Genomic DNA, 15854 nt, shown 5'->3' on the forward strand with positions numbered 1-15854 from the left:
CAGAATTAACACTATACCGCGGGTTTTTGATACAAGGTCTTGGACAACAGATTTTGTATTATGCTTGTTTGTTCAGTATCAGTTGACCATTTTTATCGATTGGAATCTGCGTGCCTGGATCACGATCCATGCGAATTTTTCCCTGCTGATTACCAATTTTGTAGGTTACGTCATATCCCAACATTTTCTGTGACTTATCGTAAACAGTTTGGCAACGTTGTTGGGTGGTGGTGTAAGTATCACTGTCCTGCATATTACTTTGGACGCGGTTACCGGCATATCCGCCTGCCAGCGCGCCAGCAACTGTCGCAATATCTTTACCCCGGCCGCCACCTACCTGATGGCCCAGAACGCCACCCGCAACAGCACCCAAGACTGAACCCGCAATTTGATTTTCGTCCTGCACCGGCTTACGGTGCGTCACTGTCACATTGCGGCATTCCTGACGAGGCGTTTTAATCGTCTCTTTAATCGGTGTCGCAGCAAGAACTTGTGCATATTGCGGTGCGCCGGAGAAGACATTCATACTCGCGACAGCGGCAATTCCCAGAGCAGCCGCAATACCGATACCCACACCTGCTAACATTGATTTGTTCACAGGACATCCTCCTGAAGGTCAATAACGAATTAAAAGTATTACCACGCAGCTTTTGCCCCAGACGCCCACATTAACAGCGAAAACCTGACGGCATCCTCCATGAGGGTTGCCCCTTATTTGCGGACGACGGCGTGCGTGACTCGCCGTCTGTAAACATTGATCTGTAAACATTGATCTGTAAACATCGAGAAGTCTGCACAATGTCCGTCGAACGAGCAATAAGATAAATGGACGAAACATTCAGATAATAGGTGTGAATGGATGTGTTTAGGAGGAATCCGACTAGCGAGATTGATTGCTACAGAATTTTATACTGTAAATTTAGCATTACGTGCGAATGGCTTGAGCAAAACGTGCGCTAGATTAGCGCCAAAAAAAACCGCCACCCGTATTAACGGGCAGCGGCAAATTAAAGATCTAAACATTCTCCAAAATCATTGGCGTTTCAGCAAGGCAGCAAGCGAGCAAATCCCGATGAGCTTACATAAGTAAGTGATTCGGGTGACAAATCGGTCAGGAACCGATTTGAACGCTGCTTGCAGCGGCCTCGCAGAGGCGAGGCCCATGGACGGGCCGAGTAACTAGCGCCGCTAACACAGCTGCAACGTCAAGGACGAAGGAGAATTAGTGGAGCTTCAGACGCGGGCGAATCACGCGGTTAATCCCGCCCACCAGCATCATCAAGCCCGTCTTGGTATAGCCATGCAATGCCACTTGATGCATCCGATACAGCGAGATGTAAACAATACGGGCAACACGGCCTTCCACCATCATAGAACCGCGCATCAGGTTACCCATCAAGCTACCGACAGTGCTAAATTTAGACAGCGATACCAGTGAACCATGGTCTTTATAAATGTATGGCTTTAAAGGTTGCTCATTAAGCAATGCCAGAATATTACTGTAGCAGCGGCTGGCCATTTGATGGGCCGACTGCGCGCGCGGCGGTACAAAACCACCACTAGGTTGTGGGCAAGAAGCACAGTCACCAATAGCAAATATATTCGGATCACGGGTGGTTTGTAGTGTCGGCTCCACCACTAACTGATTAATTCGGTTGGTTTCCAGCCCGGCGATATCTTTCATAAAGTCAGGTGCTTTGATACCCGCCGCCCAGACCATCAGATCTGCATTAATAAACTCGCCGTCTTTAGTATTCAGGCCCTTTTCATCAGCGCTGGTAACCATAGTTTTGGTCAATACCCGGACGCCAAGTTTAATCAGTTCCTGATGCGCGGCAGCCGAAATACGTGGCGGCAATGCTGGCAAAATACGTTCACCCGCCTCCACCAATGTGACATTCAGCGCTTGATTGTCCAAGCCTTCAAAACCATAGCTATGCAACTGTTTGACCGCATTATGCAGCTCAGCAGACAGTTCCACACCGGTGGCCCCACCGCCAACAATCGCGATATTAACTTTGCCTTTGTCACCTGGTTGTGCTGAATACTTCAGGAACAAGTTAAGCATTTCATTATGGAAACGGTGCGCCTGATGCGGGTTATCAAGGAAAATACAGTTATCTTTCACACCCGGTGTACCGAAATCATTCGAGGTACTGCCCAGCGCGACCACTAAAATGTCATAGGTTAATTCGCGTTGGGTCACCAGCACATCGCCGTGTTCATCGCAAATTTCCGCCAGACTAAGGGTTTTAGTTTCACGATTGATGTTAGTTAATGAACCCAATTGGAAATTAAAGTAATGGTTACGCGCATGAGCCAGGTAGCTCAATGCATCAACACCATCATCCAGAGAACCGGTCGCGACTTCATGCAGCAGTGGTTTCCACAGATGGCTGTGGTTGCGATCAACCAGCACAATCTCGGCTTTTTTGCTGCGGCCCAGTTTATGGCCCAGACTGGTCGCTAACTCAAGACCGCCAGCACCACCACCAATAATAACGATTTTTTTCTTCGGCGTTGTCAAAATGACCCCCTAAATGTGAACCAATTGTTAGCTAAGGGTAAATGAATAATATCCTTAGATAACATAGGGTTCACTGATGCTAATTCAATAAACTAACCTCAGAATATCATGCAGGGTTATTTGGTCATACCAAAATTGATATATATCAATTTTTTTTGATTAAAGTGCCAGCATAGGGATTTTTTCTGGAATAAGATTCAAATAGTTAGCGCTTAGTCACAATTTATAAATTTTCTATTGGAGGGGCGATAAAGCGCTATTTTGCGATTTTTAGTCATAAAAATGGCCTGAAAAAAGCAGATGACACTCTTTTTTCAGGCCAAATTGCACAGAATCATGAGTTTTTCAATTAACCAATCTTTAACAAAACACCGGTTAATGAGGTTATCATTAACCCAATGTTTTAAATGCTTTGACCCGCTGAAGATGAGGAGAAAGATCTTTAAACTTGTGGCTCTGTTTCTCATCCCAGACAATTTCATAATAAGGGTGCAGATCGCCAGCGGTCACTTGGCTATCGAGCATTTCATCATTGCGCGACAGCACCACCAGGCACCGGTCACGGTTTTTCTCACGGAAATCACTGACACACTTACCAGCAATATCCACATACTCTTCCGGGCGATCAATTTTGCCGTTCATATTGTTTTGCGGATAAAGATTTGGATTAAATGCAACCTGGCGGATCCCGCACAAGAAACCAATACGTTCAGCCCAAAAGCCCCCTAACCCCACGCCACAAATCAATGATTTGGCATCTCCGCCCTGCTGAATAGCTTTATCCACTTCTTTCAGTAAATGCTGCATATCATGGCGAGGATGCAAAGTGCTGTAGCTGATAAAACGCACATCCGGGTCAATGAATTGTAATTGCAGGACTTTCTCGTGATTGCCAGGGCTGTTGGAATCAAAACCATGTAGATAAATGATCATTTTTATCCTCGCGACTTATGTGCATCCCAACGTTCGCTGAGTGCCGTTAATGCCTTATTCGCCTGCTGCCAACGCGATGATGCCATCAACGCCTGACGGTCAAACTGTCCAGAATGATACAATCGTGTAAGTTGGTCTGCTTTGACTGGAGACAGGTTATCTAACACACTCACTGCGCCCTGACGGTTATTACAAACCAAAATCATATCGCAGCCAGCATCCAGAGAAGCTTGCCCACGCTCGGCGTAGCTGCCCATGATAGCCGCCCCTTCCATCGACAAGTCATCAGAGAAAATGATGCCCTCAAACCCTAACTCTTGACGCAATATATTTTGGAGCCAATAGGCCGAGCCACTAGCAGGGCGCGCATCAGCTTCAGTATAAATCACGTGAGCGGGCATGATGGCGTCCAGTAATCCCCGCGCGATCAGCTCGCGAAATATAACCATATCATGTGTGCGGATTTCTGCCAGTGGTCGATTATCCCGCGGTGTTTCTTTATGTGAATCAGCCGCCACCGCCCCATGTCCGGGGAAATGCTTACCGGTGGTTTTCATACCTGCGCTGTGCATCCCACGAATAAAGCACTCGGCCATATTCTGCGCTTGCTGCGGGTCACTGTGGAATGAGCGCTCACCGATGGCGGCGCTGACATGGCCAATGTCCAGAACCGGGGCAAAGCTAATATCAATATCCATTGATATCATTTCAGCGGCCATCAGCCAGCCCGCTTCTTGCGCCAACTGCGCCGCCGTGGCGGCATCATTCAGCTCAGCAAAAGACTGGGCTGCGGGCAGACGAGTAAAACCATCACGAAAACGCTGTACCCGGCCCCCTTCCTGATCAACGGCCACCACCAACCGCGCGTGGGATGCTGCCCTTATCTGGCGGACTAACTCACGTAATTGCTCGGCATCATGAAAATTGCGGCTGAATAAAATCAAGCCGCCCACCAGCGGGTGCTTTAAAATCTCACGTTCTTCTGCATCCAGCTCATAGCTGGCAACGTCTAACATTACTGGACCCACGACAACCTCATCAACTTTATAGCGTTGGAAATAAAATCAAAATGATAAATTAAACCTTTGGCGCAACGGTGCGGCCCATTGCAAAAATTCATTGTTTCCGCTTTGCTGCCAACGCACCTCAAACCACATCAGCATCAGGTAATCAAGCCACGGCAACCAGCGCCGTATCTGGCGGGACAAACGCTCAATATCATGGTAACCCTGCTCATTGCCGCAATAGTGCTGTAAAAAAGCTTGTTGCTGGGGCGCTGACCAACCATTGCCACGAAATAGCGCGGCAATATCAAGGGCAATATCACCATCAGCCGCATATTCCCAGTCAATCAATTTCAGCCCGGAGGGTGTCGCCAAAAGATTTCCGGGGTGAATATCCATATGCAGAGGTGCCAGTTTCACCGGTTGCGGCGGTGATTGGTGTAAAAAATCCTGATGCAGCCGTAACCAACTGGGCGAGAGGCGTTTGGTATCAATCTGCCCAGCATAACGGATAAGCTGAGCACAGAGATCCAGACGATAACCACTGGGAGGTAAATGATGCAAGCGGGTCAATAGCTGTGCTAACTGACCATTAGCTGATAATTCAATGAATTGCTCGTTAGTGACAACGTCACCCTCAAGCCAATTGATCACTAACCAGCGCTGATTTGCTGCAATAATCGTCGGTGCTAAATAGCAACCCGCGACATGCCGCAATAACTTACGCTCGCGCCGCCGGTTCACACCTAACTGAGTTTTCTGGACTGATTGCTCACGCGCCAGCCAATCAATATTTGGCCCAGTGTTTAGCGAATGAATGTTTGATGGATGAATGTTTGATGGATAAACAATGCGCCAACTTTCACCGGTCAGACCGGACACCGGGCTAATATGCCAATCTGCCTTAATAAAATCGGCTGGATTAAAAACACCGCCGGCGGTGTTCGCCGCCGGTTTGATGCTGTCGATGAGCGCATACAGAGAAGGATCAGCGATGAACTGGGCCATTACCTGACCAGATGATTTCGCCGGTTTGCGCCTGCATCAGTTGCATTTCAATGGTCGGTGACTTCACATCACCACTGACATCGCTGTACAACACATACTGAGCACCGACATAGCGAGCCAGGCCAATAGCTTTGCTGCGCGAGCCGAGACTATCTTCTTCCGATAACCCTAAAGTTTGCTTAGCGACAGCTAATTGCTGCGGCGAGATCAATACAAACTTTTTATTTGATGACAGCACTTGATGTAAGGCCGAGGTCGCTTTCGCCGTTTGCAACGCGCCATTGGTGTTATTTTTGACGCTATCGAGGAGCAATATGCTGCCGGTTGCTACATCATTGCTGTTCACCATTTGCGCAACTAAGGGTTCTACGCTGGCGGCCCAATCAGTCGGCTGCTGCATTTTGGGCGGTGGCGGCACGGTGTCAACTGGCGGAGGCGTTTCAGTCACAGGGGGCGTAACGGGTTCGATGGTCACTGGTGGCGTAGTTGGCTCAACCGGTGGCTGAGTTATACACCCCGTCAGCACCAGTGCCGCCAGAGCCACAGATAAATACCTTTTCATTGTCCCACTCCAAAGTGTGGCTATAAGAATAGATAAACACGCGCACTGCGTGCATTAAAATTATTATTAACTGATTGAATTTCAACATCACTGTCTGGCGCGATAATAATAGATCGTGGCGCTTCCAGTGGCGGCACGTCTAAACCCTGCGCATCATACCAATAAAAGCGGTAGTTTATTTTTATCGGTTTATTCTGGCTATTGGTAATCACCGAGCGCGTCACATTATCGCCATCGGATGTTGAAATTGCCGGTTGAGAGGCCAAAATACCCGCCGTTAACACTGACGAATCCATTACCACCGTTTGCTGCTTATTCACCGCAATCCCTTTCGGGCTGCTGCACCCCAGCAATGTCGCTATACACGCGAACACAATTAGCGGTAATAAATGCGTCTGCGGTAATAAAAACGCCTTTACAGGGCGCATAGGCTTACCTCAATTACTTATGTGACAGCAACGAACCCAAATCACGACCGCCCACCAAATGCATGTGGATATGGTAAACCACCTGCCCTGCATGGCGATTGCAGTTGATAATCAGACGATATCCATCTTCAGCAATACCTTCCTGCTCTGCAAGTTTAGCAGCCACAGTGATCATTCGACCCAGAGTTGCTTCGTGTTCTGCTGTGACATCATTCACAGTTGGGATAAGAATATTAGGAATGATTAAGATATGGGTGGGAGCCTGTGGGGCGATATCACGAAACGCGGTTACCAGTTCATCCTGGTAAACCACATCAGCAGGGATTTCACGGCGAATAATTTTGCTGAAAATCGTTTCTTCGGCCATAACGCATTTCCTTGAAAGTGATAAAAATGGAGAATGGGTAGTATGAGCGACAATTTCTATTGATTTCAACCTCAATCATTGAGCGCGGGCATAAGCCGCTGCTTTTTCAAACAAAGCTTGATCCGGGCGAATGCCAGTATACAGCACAAATTGCTCAACTGCCTGAATAGCAAAGACTTCAGCACCAGTAATAAGGGTTTTTTCTTGTGCTTTAGCATAACTGATTAGTGGGGTAATAGCGGGCATGGCCACCACATCAAAAATCACCTTAGCCCGCTCCACCTCAGCTTCAGTAAACGCCATGCTATCAGCATCTTTCCCCCCCAGCATCCCCACAGGCGTGGCATTGATCAACATAGTGGCCGGTACGCCCTGCATATCGGGCTGATAAATATAACCAGATTGCTCGGCGAGTTTCTGACCGGTTTTTTCATTAGTCGCAATAATAAACCCTTGCTTAAAACCCGCATTTTTTAGCGCAAAAGCCACCGCCTTCGCCATCCCACCACTGCCACGCAGTGCAAAAACGGTTTCTGCCGGCACCTGATAGCGCTGTAGCAATTTCGCGATGGCAATATAGTCGGTGTTATAGGCTTTCAGATAACCCTTCGTATTCACCAAGGTATTTACTGAATTAATCGCTGCCGCCGATGCATCCAGCTCATCAACCATCGGGATAACCGCCTCTTTAAACGGCATCGAAATGGCGCAACCTCGGAATCCTAATGCCCGCACACCGCCAATCGCCGCGGCCAAGTCAGTGGTGCTAAAGGCCTTATACAGATAGTCGAGGTCTAGAGCATCGTATAAAAAGTTATGAAAACGGGTGCCAAAGTTACTGGGTCTGGCGGCCAGAGAAATACATACTTGGGTGTCTTTATTTAAGTAGCGGGTCATTTTCTTACCTCAAATAATCATGGCGCTTTGCCTGCGGCCTTTTCCTGACGAAAAGTGCTAAAGCACAAACGCTTGCTGTAGTGAAAATTATCGGCTAAAAAGATGATATATAAAACTGCTGAGTTTGACTCAATTAGGTTCCTCTTTTATGACCAGCCGCCGCCTTGAACAACAATATTTGCGATTACTTCATCAGGTTGGGGTACAACCGGTTGAGATTACACTGCAAGAACTCGCGGATAAACTCAGCTGTACCAAGCGCCATATGCGGACATTATTGGTTCAGATGCAACAAGCCGGCTGGCTGATATGGCAAGCAGAAGCGGGTCGTGGCCGCCGGTCACATTTGCAACTATTGCGGAACACTCATCAACTTTTAATGGAAAAAGCGGAACAGTTATTGGATTCCGGTGATTTTAATGAGGCGATTGCCTTATTAGGGGAAGATAAACAGCTAATTACCCCCCTGCTGCGGGCCAAGTTAGGGTATCGGATACGTGATGACTATCAAGCCCTGCGCATCCCCTACTACCGCACTATGTCAAATCTTTACCCCGGCACCCCCTTACGCCGTTCTGAATTGCACTTAGTCCGGCAAATTTTTAACGGACTGACACGGATAAAAGAGGAAGACGGCGAGGTCACAACCGATTTAGCCCACAAATGGCGGATGCTCGATCCATTACACTGGCGTTTTTATTTACGCCCTGCGGTGCAATTCCATGATGGTCGAGAGCTTTCCAGCCGTGATGTGGTCAGCTCATTAACCCGCAGTGCAACTTTGCCACTGTTTTCGCATATTCAAAAAGTCAGTCAGCACGGGCCACTCAGTGTGGTGATTGAACTTAATCAGCCGGACTCCCGCCTACCCCAGCTACTGGCCCATCACAGCGCCCTGATTTTGCCAGAGAATCATGCTACGCAGCCGGATTTTGCGTCTCACCCGGTGGGAACCGGGCCTTACCGAGTGGCTGAAAATGATGACTGGCACTTACAGATGAAATCCTTTGACCACTATTTTGGTTTTCGTGGCCTGCTGGATGAAGTTGAAGTGCTTATCTTCCCGGATTTAGCCCGCCCGCCCTCTGGCACGCCCACCGTGTTATCAGAGCAATTGAGCATGGCAAATATCCAAAGTGCCACCTGGCTGAGCTCCAGTATCAGTGATATTGATTATGTGTCTGGATCTGCCGCCAGCCTGACCGGTAAACCCTCAGACTCAACGCAAGAGATGTTTCTGGAACGCGGCGGGTATTTTTTGCTGTGTGACAGCCGCTCACCGCACTGGCACAGCATTAAACAGCGCCGCTGGTTGCGAAAAACACTCAATCCTTATCATCTCATCCAACGCCTAATTGCCCCTATTCGCCCCTTCTGGGTACCCGCCACCAGTGTTTTACCCACCTGGTTTCACGGCATAGACTCAGGGGAAGAGTGCTCTCCTTTCCCCATTGGCCGCGCGGTAGAATCAGAGGATATGCCGGTGCTAACTCTGGCTTATCATGCTCAGCACCCAGAATACGCGATGCTGGTAACTGAAATGACTCATATTCTGGCAGCTCAGGGGATTAAATTGGCGGTAATAGAGCTGGATTACATCACTTGGGCCAAGGGCGAGGCCCATGTCGATTTATGGCTAGGCACAGTGAACTTTGCGGTTCCCGAAGAATGGAATGTTGGCGCATGGTTATTGGGCTCCCCACTGCTACGTCAATGTATGACTGGCGGTGATGGCGCGAAGTTGCAAACCTCGCTACACAATTGGCGCAATCAATCCCTCGGTAGCGAACAATTGATCAGAGAGGTTATCGGCAGTGGGTGGTTACAACCTTTATTCCACCATTGGATGCGCTTAAAAGCCCCGGAACAAGCCCAAGGCGCACACTTGAATAATTTAGGTTGGTTTGATTTCCAGACAACCTGGCTGGAACCGGAATAACTATAATTAATATAAAACAAATTCAAAATAAATATTAATTACATAGCGGATAAAATTTAACTCTCATATAGATATTTAATTTGTATTTCCATGCAACAGTACAGAGAAACTCTAATGTATTTAATTAACTCTATCATTTTATGATGTTATTTACCTATAACCATTAATCCAATAAAAAATTAAAAGTTATTTCTTGACGATAGGTTTAATTAAATGATATTCATATTTCAAGGAAAGTTAAAGGATGCAAAATTACATTCATCCATAATATTAAATTTATATGGTTAATTTATTTTGATAATTTTAAAACAAAGACGAATGTGAAAATACTTTCCTTAATGGACATGTCAGGAGGTGGTTTCCTGGCATTCAGAATCAATGGAGGAATAACCTATGTCTCGTTTACAAAAAGAAATCATTGAAACTAAAACCGTCATTGATGTCAGTGGCGCAAAAAAAAGCCAGCCTCAACGTCTGACTGAAGATGTTCTTGAACAGATAGCTGGCGGTGCTGGCTGGATAAAAGCGTTTGGGAACTGGTCAAGAAGTTTTTAATCCCCCAGTGGGGCCACCGCAGGTGGCCCTTTTGTAAACTCATCCACTGTCCAGTATGGAAGTAATCACTGGAAGCGAGGGTAGAGTTATGCTTAATTTATTAATTGAAAAGAACATTCGACATCTTGAAATAATATTAAAAATCAGCGAGCGCTGTAATATAAATTGTGATTATTGTTATGTTTTTAATAAAGGAAACTCAGCCGCTGACGATAGTCCGGCCAGACTCTCAAATAAAAATATTCACCATTTAGTCTGTTTTTTACAGCGAGCGTGTCAGGAATATAAAATTGGCACAGTACAAATTGATTTTCATGGTGGTGAACCGCTACTGATGAAAAAAGAAAATTTCACGGATATGTGTATTCAATTGATTTCAGGGAATTACTGTGGCTCAAATATCAGACTTGCTTTACAAACCAATGCCACGTTAATTGACAATGAATGGATAGCGATATTTGAGAAATATTCCGTGAATGTGAGTATTTCTATTGATGGCCCTAAGCATATTAATGACAGGCACCGCCTGGATACCAAAGGGCGCAGCACATATGAGAGCACCGTTCGTGGCCTCCGTATACTCCAAAACGCCTATCAACAAGGGCGGCTCCCCTCAGACCCCGGTATTTTATGTGTCGCGAATGCTCAGGCAAATGGTGCCGAAATATATCGACATTTCGTTGATGAGTTAGGTGTTTATAGTTTTGATTTCCTAATACCTGATGACTCTTACAAAGATGCTCATCCTGATGCTGTCGGTATAGGGCGTTTTCTCAACGAAGCGCTGGATGAGTGGGTGAAAGATAATAATGCCAAAATTTTTGTCCGACTCTTTCAAACCCATATCGCCAGCCTATTGGGGCAAAAAAATTCGGGCGTCTTAGGCCACACACCCAATATTACCGGTGTCTACGCCCTGACCGTCAGTTCCGATGGCTTTGTCCGGGTGGACGATACCTTGCGGTCAACATCAGACAGAATGTTTAACCCCATTGGTCATCTTTCTGAAGTCAATCTATCTAATGTCTTCGCTAGCCCGCAGTTTCAAGAATATTCATCAATCGGACAATCATTACCCACGGAATGCGAAGGTTGCATTTGGGAGAATATTTGTGCCGGTGGGCGCATCGTAAATCGTTTTTCCACCGAGGATCGCTTCAAACACAAGTCTATTTATTGTTATTCCATGAGGACTTTCCTGAGCCGCTCATCAGCCCACTTACTCAATATGGGCATCAAAGAAGAACGCATTATGGCAGCAATTAGGGCATGACTTTTGAAATATAGGGTGAGGGAGCGCCAATAAATTGATCGAAAAAACCGCGATTTTCAGACAGGAAGCGCTAGAGCACAGAGCACATCATTGGCTGGGTAGCCCACAAGTTATTATCCCAGTAGGTGCTTCTGTTTGGGCCATGCTGGCGCTGGTGTTGATTACCAGTTTGATAGCATTCTTGGTGGTGGGGACTTACACCCAAAAAGCCCGCCTCGCCGGATCTGTTGTTCATCACCCTGCAGTGGCACGGATAACCGCCCCACGGGATGGGATTATTATTAGCAGCCTGGCTGAAGAGGGGAAAATCGTTCGTGCTGGCGAAGTGATTTATATCATCAGTATGGAAACCCAGACCGAGTTTGGCGCAACAAACCGTGAAATAACCGCAGCACTGAAATCGCAGAAAACGGCTATTGAACAGGAGATAAAACTCAAATCTGCAGCAGCAGACACCGAGAAAAGCCACCTTCTGCAGATGTTAAAAAATAAAGACGCCGAACAGCAAAAAATGGGCCACTTGATTGCCAAATCGGTGCAACAAACCTCATGGTTACTGGAAAAAGCACAACATTTCAAAACGTTGGTTAGGCAAGGAATAGCTCTTGAGACGGAGCATATGGCACGCCAGTCCGAGTATTACAGTACCGCTGTCCAGCTCGAAGCTTACCAGCGGGAAAAGGTAAAGCTACAAGGAGAAACCATCAGCATTAAAGCACGGTTAGCGGCTATCCATAGCGAAGTTGACGTTTCACTGGAAAGGCTACGCCGGCAAACGGCACAGTTGGATCAAGATTTAATCGCGACGGAAAGAGAGCGAGAACTGCATATTACGTCTCCGATTGATGGCACCTTAACCGGCATTACAGGATTTGCCGGCAACACCATTCGAGCCGCGCAAGAATTGGCCAGTATTGTGCCAACATCAGGGAAAGCCGAAGTGGAAATTTTTGCCACTGCGGATACCATCGGCGAATTACGTGAAGGCCAAGCAGTGAGACTACGGTTCGATGCCTACCCCTATCAGTGGTTTGGGCAATATGATGGCATTGTAAGGTCAATATCCACTGCGTCCGTCGAACAGCGTTTAGACATAAGCGAAAAGCAAGCTCATCAACCATCGCGACATTATTTTCAAGTGCGGATAGTCCCTACGAACAATAATGTCGTTATGGCCGGTAAAACCTACCCCTTGCGGCCGGGAATCGGTGTTAAAACAGATGTTTTCATCAGAAAACGGCCTCTCTATGAATGGCTCCTTTTACCTCTAAAAGGGGCTCGCAACATACCTCAAGAACACTCTGGAGAAGCCGCATGATAGTCGCTATGAAAGGTTACTTTGAAGCCCTGCGACAGCGTTTGCCGGTGATGATGCAAACAGAAGCAACAGAGTGCGGGCTGGCCTGCATGGCGATGGTTGCCGGATATTACGGCCTTAATATGGATCTCCAGGCACTGCGGAAGCATTATCAAGTTTCTCTGAAAGGCATGAGTCTGCGCGATCTTATCGTGTTGGCAGACCGGTTATCCTTAGGTTCACGTCCGGTGCGGGCGGATTTAGGCTCAGTCCGCCAACTCAAGACACCTTGCATTCTGCATTGGTCGTTTAACCATTTTGTGGTGCTAAAGAAGTTTTCTCGCCACGGGGCCACTATTATTGACCCAGCTAAAGGTGAGAGAAAAATCTCTCTGACTGAGCTATCTCAACACTTTACCGGTATCGCATTGGAAATTTGGCCTAATCAGCACTTTCAACGCCGGACTGAAAGAGAGACTATCCGCCTACTGGATATGTTCAAAAACGTATCCGGCCTGCCACGCGCTTTAGCACATATATTGGCCCTCTCATTGTGCATTGAACTTCTTGCTATGGCCGTTCCATTAGCGGCTCAATTTACTCTCGATATGGCGTTAAGGTCTGGCGATATTCATTTAGTCTCGCTGATAGCTTGGGGGGTCATTGTTTTATTAATCTTTAGAGCCTTGCTCAGTCTGGTGCGCGCCTGGATGGTGATGTCTATTAAATACACCTTGGGGATTCAATGGAACTCCGGGCTTTTTAGCCATTTAATCCGCTTGCCCGTTTCCTACTTTGAAAAACGCCATATTGGTGATGTCAGGTCGCGTTTTAACTCCCTGTCAGTGGTACAAGATGCTTTTACCGCCGAGATGGTTGCGTCGCTGTTGGATATTGTGGTGGTCATCGGGCTGTTATTTTTGATGTGGGCCTATGATGGCTACCTCGCGGCAATCGCCGTGTTGATATCCATTATTTATGCAGCTATCAAATTTTTTCTTTTCGGTGCCTATCGCTCTGCCAATTTGGAGGCGATTGCTCACGAGGCAAAACAACAATCACATTTCCTCGAAACCGTGCGCGGCATTGCCTGCGTGAAAATTTTCAATTTGGCGGAGCGCCGCCGATCCGACTGGATCAATCTCGTGATCAATGAAGCCAATGCAAAAATCTATCTGTTCAAAATAGACTTGGCGACACAGACAGTGGGCTTGTTATTAATCGGGCTGTCTTCGGCAATAATACTGTGGTTAGGGGCAAAGCTGATTGATGGCGGGACTCTCACCACCGGCATGCTATTTGCCTTCTTAATTTACTCGGACATGTACGTCACTCGCGCTATTCGGGTTGTTGATTCAATTATCCGGCTCCGCTTGATTGATATGCACAGTGAGCGCTTGTCAGAAGTCGCGCTAGCCACACCTGAACAGGATACCGGCGAGGCCGATTTGACTCCCGCCAATTCCCTTGCTGCCAGCATTGAAGTTAAAGATCTAAGCTACCGTTATGGTGACGGCGAACCTGCCGTATTTGAACATGTGAGTTTGTCTATCAAAGCCGGTGAAAGCATTGCCATCATTGGGCCATCAGGCTGCGGCAAATCGACACTCCTCAAAGCACTAGGTGGTTTAGCTCCGCAAAAAAGCGGTTTTATCTTACTGGACGGTGTCGATGTTCGGCAATTAGGCCTTACTGCCTACCGCAAACATATCGCCTACGTGTTGCAAGAGGACAAACTATTTGCGGGGTCTTTGCTCGATAACATCAGCTCGTTTGATATTCATCCTGACAATGAATGGGCGTGTGAATGCGCGCGCCTTGCTTCAATTCATACTGAGATTGACGCCATGCCGATGAAATATGAAACCATGGTCGGCGATATGGGCAGCGCCCTGTCAGGTGGGCAGCGCCAACGCATTTCTCTGGCCCGCGCTTTATACAAACGCCCGCGAATATTATTTCTCGACGAAGCCACCAGTGACCTGGATATCGACAACGAAGCCCGAATTAATGATTCGCTGCGCGCATTGAAGATAACCCGAATTTTTGTCGCCCACCGCCCAACAATGATTGCCATGGCGGATCGGGTGTTTGATCTCAGCAAAAATGCTGAAATGGAAAAGGAAAAGGAAAGCCCTTATGCACTTTTTACCCAATAAAAACATTACCGCGATGACGTTCGTTCTCTTCTCTGCTCTCGCCACTCCGACAGCACTCCATGCCATCACTTCGGAAAAAGTCATGCATATGCCGTTTAAGTGGGATGATACCGCAACCCCCATAGTCAATATTGAAATCAATGGGATGCGCCAAAATTTCATGATCGATACCGGGGCATTAATTGCTCTGCACTTATTCAAAGATGTTATCGCACAACTTCCGGGCTTGATACCTGAACCAGGAAAACATCGCACAACAGACCTGACCGGCAAAGTATTTCTTAACGATAAGTTCTACATTCCAAAACTTTCAATCAATGGCATGGAATTTAAGAATGTAAAAGGGATATCGGTAAACACCCCTCAGGGTATGGTTCTCAACTCTGATAGCACGCCCCCTCATTCAATGATGATTGGGCTAGATTTATTCAAAGGTAAGGCAGTACTGATTGATTACCAAAAACAGCGTTTGTCTGTCGCGGATAATACTCAAGCATTGGGCATAAATATGGCTGATGGGTGGACATCACTGCCACTGAGGTTGACGCCAGAAGGGCTTGAAATCAAAGTCGTAAAAAATGCTAAGGAATACAATATGCTTTTGGATACCGGCGCAACCGTGTCTGTATTTTTTAAAGAACGGCTTAAATCGCCAGCTGTTAGCCTATCCTGCCAAACAGTCATGAAAGAAATGGATCATAAAGGCTGTGTGGCATCAGATTTTCAGCTTAACGAAATAGGTGCAACAGAGATTGGTTTTAATGCAGTGCTGCTAGATGGGCAGTTCAATCAGATGGATACCGATGGATTAATTGGCAATAACTTCCTGAATGAATTCGCTTTAGCCATTGATTTCCCCAAGCAGAGATTACTTATCAAGAAGTTTAAAAATGAATAAGTAATAT

15 protein-coding genes are annotated in these 15854 nt (G+C 46.9%); 6 read left to right on the forward strand and 9 right to left on the reverse strand.

The window, feature by feature from the left end:
• Positions 1–58: 58 nt before the first annotated feature.
• From OP863_RS11990 to OP863_RS12030, 9 genes are all read right to left on the reverse strand, one after another.
• On the reverse strand, positions 59–598 hold the full coding sequence (locus OP863_RS11990) for a glycine zipper 2TM domain-containing protein (RefSeq protein ID WP_038632304.1): 540 nt from the start codon (positions 596–598) through the stop codon (positions 59–61).
• Between the two features lie 624 nt (positions 599–1222).
• Positions 1223–2527: an NAD(P)/FAD-dependent oxidoreductase gene (locus tag OP863_RS11995; protein WP_145587660.1), complete on the reverse strand. Its 1305-nt coding sequence runs from the start codon at positions 2525–2527 to the stop codon at positions 1223–1225.
• Positions 2528–2917: 390 nt separating this feature from the next.
• Positions 2918–3460 carry an alpha/beta hydrolase YcfP gene (gene ycfP / locus OP863_RS12000; RefSeq protein ID WP_038632300.1) on the reverse strand — a complete coding sequence of 181 codons (543 nt, stop codon included), beginning with the start codon at positions 3458–3460 and terminating at the stop codon, positions 2918–2920.
• Positions 3461–3462: 2 nt separating this feature from the next.
• Positions 3463–4488 carry a beta-N-acetylhexosaminidase gene (gene nagZ / locus OP863_RS12005; protein ID WP_145587658.1) on the reverse strand — a complete coding sequence of 342 codons (1026 nt, stop codon included), beginning with the start codon at positions 4486–4488 and terminating at the stop codon, positions 3463–3465.
• Between the two features lie 36 nt (positions 4489–4524).
• A complete protein-coding gene (gene thiK / locus OP863_RS12010) occupies positions 4525–5472 on the reverse strand; it encodes a thiamine kinase (RefSeq protein WP_265525332.1) in 948 nt (315 codons plus the stop codon).
• The gene (gene lpoB, locus OP863_RS12015; protein ID WP_038632294.1) at positions 5453–6034 is read right to left on the reverse strand and encodes a penicillin-binding protein activator LpoB; all 582 of its coding nucleotides are present in this window, start codon (positions 6032–6034) and stop codon (positions 5453–5455) included. Before lpoB ends, thiK begins: the two co-directional genes overlap by 20 nt.
• Positions 6035–6054: 20 nt before the next feature.
• Positions 6055–6462, reverse strand: coding sequence for a YcfL family protein (locus tag OP863_RS12020; RefSeq protein ID WP_038632292.1), 408 nt, complete (start codon positions 6460–6462; stop codon positions 6055–6057).
• Positions 6463–6475: 13 nt separating this feature from the next.
• Positions 6476–6829 carry a purine nucleoside phosphoramidase gene (gene hinT, locus OP863_RS12025; RefSeq protein ID WP_005273079.1) on the reverse strand — a complete coding sequence of 118 codons (354 nt, stop codon included), beginning with the start codon at positions 6827–6829 and terminating at the stop codon, positions 6476–6478.
• A 75-nt stretch (positions 6830–6904) separates the two neighbouring features.
• A complete protein-coding gene (locus OP863_RS12030) occupies positions 6905–7726 on the reverse strand; it encodes a shikimate 5-dehydrogenase (protein WP_265525333.1) in 822 nt (273 codons plus the stop codon).
• Between the two features lie 148 nt (positions 7727–7874).
• On the opposite strand from OP863_RS12030, the gene OP863_RS12035 reads away from it, so the two are divergent.
• From OP863_RS12035 to OP863_RS12060, 6 genes are all read left to right on the forward strand, one after another.
• Positions 7875–9665, forward strand: coding sequence for an SgrR family transcriptional regulator (locus OP863_RS12035; RefSeq protein ID WP_265525334.1), 1791 nt, complete (start codon positions 7875–7877; stop codon positions 9663–9665).
• Between the two features lie 393 nt (positions 9666–10058).
• Entirely contained in the window at positions 10059–10220 is a 162-nt protein-coding gene (gene xyeA, locus OP863_RS12040; RefSeq protein WP_072088965.1) for a XyeA family cyclophane-containing RiPP triceptide, read from the forward strand.
• An 88-nt stretch (positions 10221–10308) separates the two neighbouring features.
• Entirely contained in the window at positions 10309–11493 is a 1185-nt protein-coding gene (gene xyeB / locus OP863_RS12045) for a cyclophane-forming radical SAM/SPASM peptide maturase XyeB (protein ID WP_186368484.1), read from the forward strand.
• Positions 11494–11527: 34 nt separating this feature from the next.
• Positions 11528–12811 (forward strand): HlyD family secretion protein, encoded by a 1284-nt coding sequence (locus OP863_RS12050; protein ID WP_265525335.1) that lies wholly within the window; start codon positions 11528–11530, stop codon positions 12809–12811.
• Positions 12808–14949, forward strand: a complete 2142-nt coding sequence (locus OP863_RS12055) for a peptidase domain-containing ABC transporter (RefSeq protein WP_145509714.1) — start codon at positions 12808–12810, stop codon at positions 14947–14949. The genes OP863_RS12050 and OP863_RS12055 overlap by 4 nt, the downstream gene beginning before the upstream one ends.
• Positions 14930–15847 (forward strand): aspartyl protease family protein, encoded by a 918-nt coding sequence (locus OP863_RS12060; protein WP_145589048.1) that lies wholly within the window; start codon positions 14930–14932, stop codon positions 15845–15847. Before OP863_RS12055 ends, OP863_RS12060 begins: the two co-directional genes overlap by 20 nt.
• Positions 15848–15854 lie beyond the last annotated feature (7 nt).

Origin of the sequence: Yersinia sp. SCPM-O-B-9106 (C-191) (assembly GCF_026183365.1) — a bacterium.
Taxonomy (GTDB): Bacteria; Pseudomonadota; Gammaproteobacteria; order Enterobacterales; family Enterobacteriaceae; genus Yersinia; species Yersinia rochesterensis.

Excerpts from the sequence above, each read along its gene's own strand:
- OP863_RS12060 (WP_145589048.1), top strand. The coding sequence starts at position 14,930 with ATGCACTTTTTACCCAATAAAAACATTACCGCGATGACGTTCGTTCTC.
- xyeA (WP_072088965.1), top strand. The coding sequence starts at position 10,059 with ATGTCTCGTTTACAAAAAGAAATCATTGAAACTAAAACCGTCATTGAT.
- xyeB (WP_186368484.1), top strand. The coding sequence starts at position 10,309 with ATGCTTAATTTATTAATTGAAAAGAACATTCGACATCTTGAAATAATA.
- ycfP (WP_038632300.1), bottom strand. The coding sequence starts at position 3,460 with ATGATCATTTATCTACATGGTTTTGATTCCAACAGCCCTGGCAATCAC.
- lpoB (WP_038632294.1), bottom strand. The coding sequence starts at position 6,034 with ATGAAAAGGTATTTATCTGTGGCTCTGGCGGCACTGGTGCTGACGGGG.
- OP863_RS12030 (WP_265525333.1), bottom strand. The coding sequence starts at position 7,726 with ATGACCCGCTACTTAAATAAAGACACCCAAGTATGTATTTCTCTGGCC.
- thiK (WP_265525332.1), bottom strand. The coding sequence starts at position 5,472 with ATGGCCCAGTTCATCGCTGATCCTTCTCTGTATGCGCTCATCGACAGC.
- OP863_RS12020 (WP_038632292.1), bottom strand. The coding sequence starts at position 6,462 with ATGCGCCCTGTAAAGGCGTTTTTATTACCGCAGACGCATTTATTACCG.
- OP863_RS12055 (WP_145509714.1), top strand. The coding sequence starts at position 12,808 with ATGATAGTCGCTATGAAAGGTTACTTTGAAGCCCTGCGACAGCGTTTG.
- OP863_RS12035 (WP_265525334.1), top strand. The coding sequence starts at position 7,875 with ATGACCAGCCGCCGCCTTGAACAACAATATTTGCGATTACTTCATCAG.
- hinT (WP_005273079.1), bottom strand. The coding sequence starts at position 6,829 with ATGGCCGAAGAAACGATTTTCAGCAAAATTATTCGCCGTGAAATCCCT.